The sequence below is a fragment of the Microcystis sp. LE18-22.4A genome (assembly GCF_027531105.1).
GTDB lineage: Bacteria > Cyanobacteriota > Cyanobacteriia > Cyanobacteriales > Microcystaceae > Microcystis > Microcystis aeruginosa.
Map to the genome: position 1 here is coordinate 1 of NZ_JAPZRB010000619.1, position 3,825 is coordinate 3,825.

The following is a 3,825-nucleotide window of genomic DNA, read 5'->3' on the forward strand; positions in this document are numbered from 1 at the left end:
TAAGAGTTTGTGCTGCCTATTTTTTCGGAAAAATAGGTTGTAATGGGAGACTCTTTGTTTTCCTAGACAAAAATAATTACTTTTTCAAAAAAACACTTTTCTATTTTTTTGTTGGGTATTTTATTCTCTGGAAGTCCCTAATCAGGATATCTGCTTCTACTCGTTTAGCCATACTAGGTGTCTCCTTTTGTAAATTGATGATGTACACAACAATAACTTTACATATGTAAACTAACCTCGTACACAGAAATTTCCGTGTAATCCCGTGTAATCCATAGGTTAAATATTCATATTTCCTAAAATCTCTCCGTATATCACTCTTAGATGGAGCGATCGCTAGAAGTTTTTCTTAACCAACAAAGACATCTTATTTAAGATCAACACCCAACGCAACCAAAGTTTACCAACTTAAGAAAAAAATCCATAAAATTCCCCAATCCCCTACTCCACATAACTTCCAGCCCCTCGAATCTCTCGCAAAAATCCTTAACTTGGGAAAAATCCCCAACTTTACCAACTTAAGCCCAACCCTTGTCAAAATATCCTGACAATCTCCCCACTCTCCCAACCCCAAACTTTTAACTCATACCCAAGACCACAAAAACAGCGATCTACATCAAGAACCGCGATCTCCACAGCCCAGAAACCCACCCCACCGCAGAAACGAGAGAAACCTCTTGCCTCGGCAACCCTGGGATGATCCCACAGCGACAAACCGATAATGAAAAAAAGCCCAGCCTTAACAACCCTGAAATTAACCCTAAAACCCGAACACCAAAAGCTGATCGAAGCCAAACTAAATACGGGGCGTTATGCCAATCCAGATGAAATCATTGCCGAAGCCTTACAATTACTCAGTAAACGCGATCGCTATCAACAATGGGCAATCGAGTTTGATCCCCCTAAATCCCCCTTAAAAAAGGGGACTTTCTTGAAGAGGCGAAGGAATTGATGGAGAAACCGCGATACAATCAGCGATCGCCCGATAAATCTCTATAATATTCTATAATATCGAGTATTCCCCCATCCCAAACCAGCCATGACAGCCAAAGAACAACTCCTACAGGAAATCGAAAAAAGCTCCGAGCCACTCCTACAAGAAGTTCTCGACTTCCTCTTGTCGGTACGCTCAGAAAAATATCCTGAAACTCGTAAACCCATCTGGCAAATCGCTCAGGAAATTATGGCTGATGTTCCGCCAGAAATTATCGCTCAACTCCCCACCGACGGAGCCGAACAACACGATCATTATCTTTATGGCACACCAAAACGTAAAGAATGAAAATAATTTTTGCCGATACCTTTTACTGGATAGCGTTGCTTAGTCCTAGAGACACTTGGCATCTCAGAGTCATCGAATGGAGCCAATCTAACCCTCATGTATCGCTAGTGATGACAGACGGTATTGTTGATGAAATTTTTGCTCATTTCTCCAAACAAGGCGACATTATGCGCGGTAAGGCCGTAGAACTTTATCACAGTATTCTTGATGATCCCAGCATTCAACTAATTTCTTACCATCAAGAACTAAGAAAGCCAGGAATAGAACTTTATGCCAGTCGTCTAGATAAAGGCTATAGCCTTACCGACTGCATTTCAATGATGGTGATGAAACAAATGGGAATTTATGAAATACTCACCCATGATCAACATTTTACCCAAGAAGGTCTAACTATTCTTTTTTGATAACTCAGACAGAATCCCATTATTGATCTCCACAAAATCGGGCATCGTCGGAAAATTAAAGAAGAATAACCGAGATCATTAGAATTAGGCATCGTTGGGAAATTAAAGAAGCATAACCGCGATCGCCTAACCCTAACTTTCAAGAACAATATAGACTCTTTTCTGCCGAACCTCTTAAATTCAGACTAAACTAGACTATCACTGCAATATCATAGACTTAGTTAAGAAAATTGTTAGAGAACCTTAACCATGCTCAAACATTATGACGTGACCATCGAAGGCGATCATATCCAATGGCTAGGGGAAAAACCCAAAGCACAGAATATTCGCGCCATCATTATCATTGAAGAAGAACCATCTCCCACAACCCAGGTAAAACGAACGACCCCTGCTCATTTAATCGGTAAAGGCAAAACCTTAGGGGATATTGTTAGTCCTATTGTGGATCAAGAAGATTGGGAATGTAAAACTTCCGCCCCTTCCCCGCAAACTAACAAACCGATTTGGGAAATCGCCGATGAAATAATCGCCACCATCCCTGAAGAATCCTTTGACCAGATCCCCACCGATGCGGCGGCCAACTTGGATTACTATCTTTATGGCAATTCTCCTCAAGAATAATGCAGACCCTCTTCGCCGACACATTTTATTGGGTTGCCTTGATTCATGCTAAAGATCAATGGCATAGACAAGTGCGAGCTTTTAGTACGTTAATTCAAGATTATTCTTTAATTACAACCGATTTAGTCTTGGTGGAATATCTCAACTTTTTTGCCAAATTTGATCAACCCATGAAACAAGGTGTCGTCAATTTCTATCGCCAAATCCAAACCTCTCCAAATCTGCAAATTATTAGCGTTGATTCCTATTTAATTCAATCAGGTGTAGAACTTTATGCCAACCGTCTAGATAAAGGCTATAGCCTCACAGATTGCATCTCTATGATTGTAATGAAACAAAGAGGCATTATAGAAGTCTTAACCCATGACAAACACTTCACCCAAGAGAACTTTCGGATTTTATTTCAGGATTCCAATTTTAATAACCTTACTTAGAATTTGATTGCTTAGAGCAGTATTTCATTATTGATCTCCACAAAATCGGGCATCGTCAGGAAATTTATCAAGCATAACGGCAATCGCCTAACCCTGACTTTTAAGAAGAATATAGACCCTTTTCTGCCGAAACTCCTAATTCAGACTAAACTAAACTATCATTGCAATACCGTAGACTTAGTTAAAAGAATTGTTAGAGAATCTTAACCATGCTCAAACATTATGACTTGACCTGAGAGGGCGATGCCGTAGGCACTTGCTTCGCAAGACCGCAGCCAATGGCTAGGGGAAAAGCCCAAAGTACAGAATGTTCGCGCCATCATTATCATTGAAGAAGAACCATCTCTCTCGACCCAAGTAAAACGCACGACCCCTGCTCATTTAATCGGTAAAGGCAAAACCTTAGGGGATATTGTCAGTCCTATCGTGGATCAAGAAGATTGGGAATCTCTAAAATGATCATTCTGCCTCGGCAAACCCGGAATGATTTCACCGCGACAAACCTATAATGAAAAAAAGTCAAGCCTTAACAACCATGAAATTAACTTTAAAACCCGAACACCAAAAGCTGATCGAAGCCAAACTAGATACAGGGCGTTATGCCAATCCAGATGAAGTTATTGCCGAAGCCTTACAATTACTCAGTAAACGCGATCAATATCAACAATGGGCAGAAGAAGTTGGCCAAAAAATTGATATTACCGCCGAACAATTAGATCGAAGCGAAGGGATTGATGGAGAAACCGCAATCGCTCAACTTAGAACAAGACTTCCAAAAAACTGTGAAGCTTAAATATTTATATAGCGTTTCTGATTCACAAGAGGTACATTCCCGATCCTGAACAGCTTAATCAGCAAAGGTTTAAGTGTGCCGCACAGATGCGAGAACCGCTATAAATCAATACATCATTTCTACTGAAGCCATTCGAGATATGGAACAAATTCGGCTCTTCTAGGTTCTGTGTGAGCATGGTATAATAGTAACACAGAACAGGAGGTGGGTTATGTGGATAAATTTTGATCAACTCCTCGATTTACCAAATGTAACAGTGGTCAATTATCAAAAAATTGCTCAGACAATTTT

6 protein-coding genes are annotated in these 3,825 nt (G+C 40.3%); all 6 read left to right on the forward strand.

Going from position 1 to position 3,825, the window contains the following annotated elements:
• The first annotated feature begins 721 nt into the window (after positions 1–721).
• The 6 genes from O9295_RS26435 (at position 722) to O9295_RS26460 (ending at position 3,534) form a co-directional block, all read left to right on the forward strand.
• A complete protein-coding gene (locus tag O9295_RS26435; RefSeq protein ID WP_249267811.1) occupies positions 722–952 on the forward strand; it encodes a ribbon-helix-helix domain-containing protein in 231 nt (76 codons plus the stop codon).
• Positions 953–1,039: 87 nt separating this feature from the next.
• Positions 1,040–1,282 carry a hypothetical protein gene (locus O9295_RS26440; protein ID WP_002797536.1) on the forward strand — a complete coding sequence of 81 codons (243 nt, stop codon included), beginning with the start codon at positions 1,040–1,042 and terminating at the stop codon, positions 1,280–1,282.
• A complete protein-coding gene (locus tag O9295_RS26445) occupies positions 1,279–1,686 on the forward strand; it encodes a type II toxin-antitoxin system VapC family toxin (protein ID WP_288036239.1) in 408 nt (135 codons plus the stop codon). The genes O9295_RS26440 and O9295_RS26445 overlap by 4 nt, the downstream gene beginning before the upstream one ends.
• A gap of 249 nt (positions 1,687–1,935) precedes the next feature.
• Positions 1,936–2,307: a hypothetical protein gene (locus O9295_RS26450; RefSeq protein ID WP_288036240.1), complete on the forward strand. Its 372-nt coding sequence runs from the start codon at positions 1,936–1,938 to the stop codon at positions 2,305–2,307.
• Positions 2,307–2,741, forward strand: a complete 435-nt coding sequence (locus tag O9295_RS26455; protein ID WP_288036241.1) for a type II toxin-antitoxin system VapC family toxin — start codon at positions 2,307–2,309, stop codon at positions 2,739–2,741. Before O9295_RS26450 ends, O9295_RS26455 begins: the two co-directional genes overlap by 1 nt.
• Before the next feature lie 535 nt (positions 2,742–3,276).
• Complete coding sequence (locus O9295_RS26460) at positions 3,277–3,534, forward strand: ribbon-helix-helix domain-containing protein (RefSeq protein ID WP_288036242.1); 258 nt, start codon at positions 3,277–3,279, stop codon at positions 3,532–3,534.
• The last annotated feature ends 291 nt before the right edge of the window (positions 3,535–3,825 follow it).

What these genes read in the sequence shown, in the direction of transcription:
- O9295_RS26435 (WP_249267811.1), top strand. Translation starts at nt 722, where the DNA reads ATGAAAAAAAGCCCAGCCTTAACAACCCTGAAATTAACCCTAAAACCC.
- O9295_RS26440 (WP_002797536.1), top strand. Translation starts at nt 1,040, where the DNA reads ATGACAGCCAAAGAACAACTCCTACAGGAAATCGAAAAAAGCTCCGAG.
- O9295_RS26445 (WP_288036239.1), top strand. Translation starts at nt 1,279, where the DNA reads ATGAAAATAATTTTTGCCGATACCTTTTACTGGATAGCGTTGCTTAGT.
- O9295_RS26450 (WP_288036240.1), top strand. Translation starts at nt 1,936, where the DNA reads ATGCTCAAACATTATGACGTGACCATCGAAGGCGATCATATCCAATGG.
- O9295_RS26455 (WP_288036241.1), top strand. Translation starts at nt 2,307, where the DNA reads ATGCAGACCCTCTTCGCCGACACATTTTATTGGGTTGCCTTGATTCAT.
- O9295_RS26460 (WP_288036242.1), top strand. Translation starts at nt 3,277, where the DNA reads ATGAAATTAACTTTAAAACCCGAACACCAAAAGCTGATCGAAGCCAAA.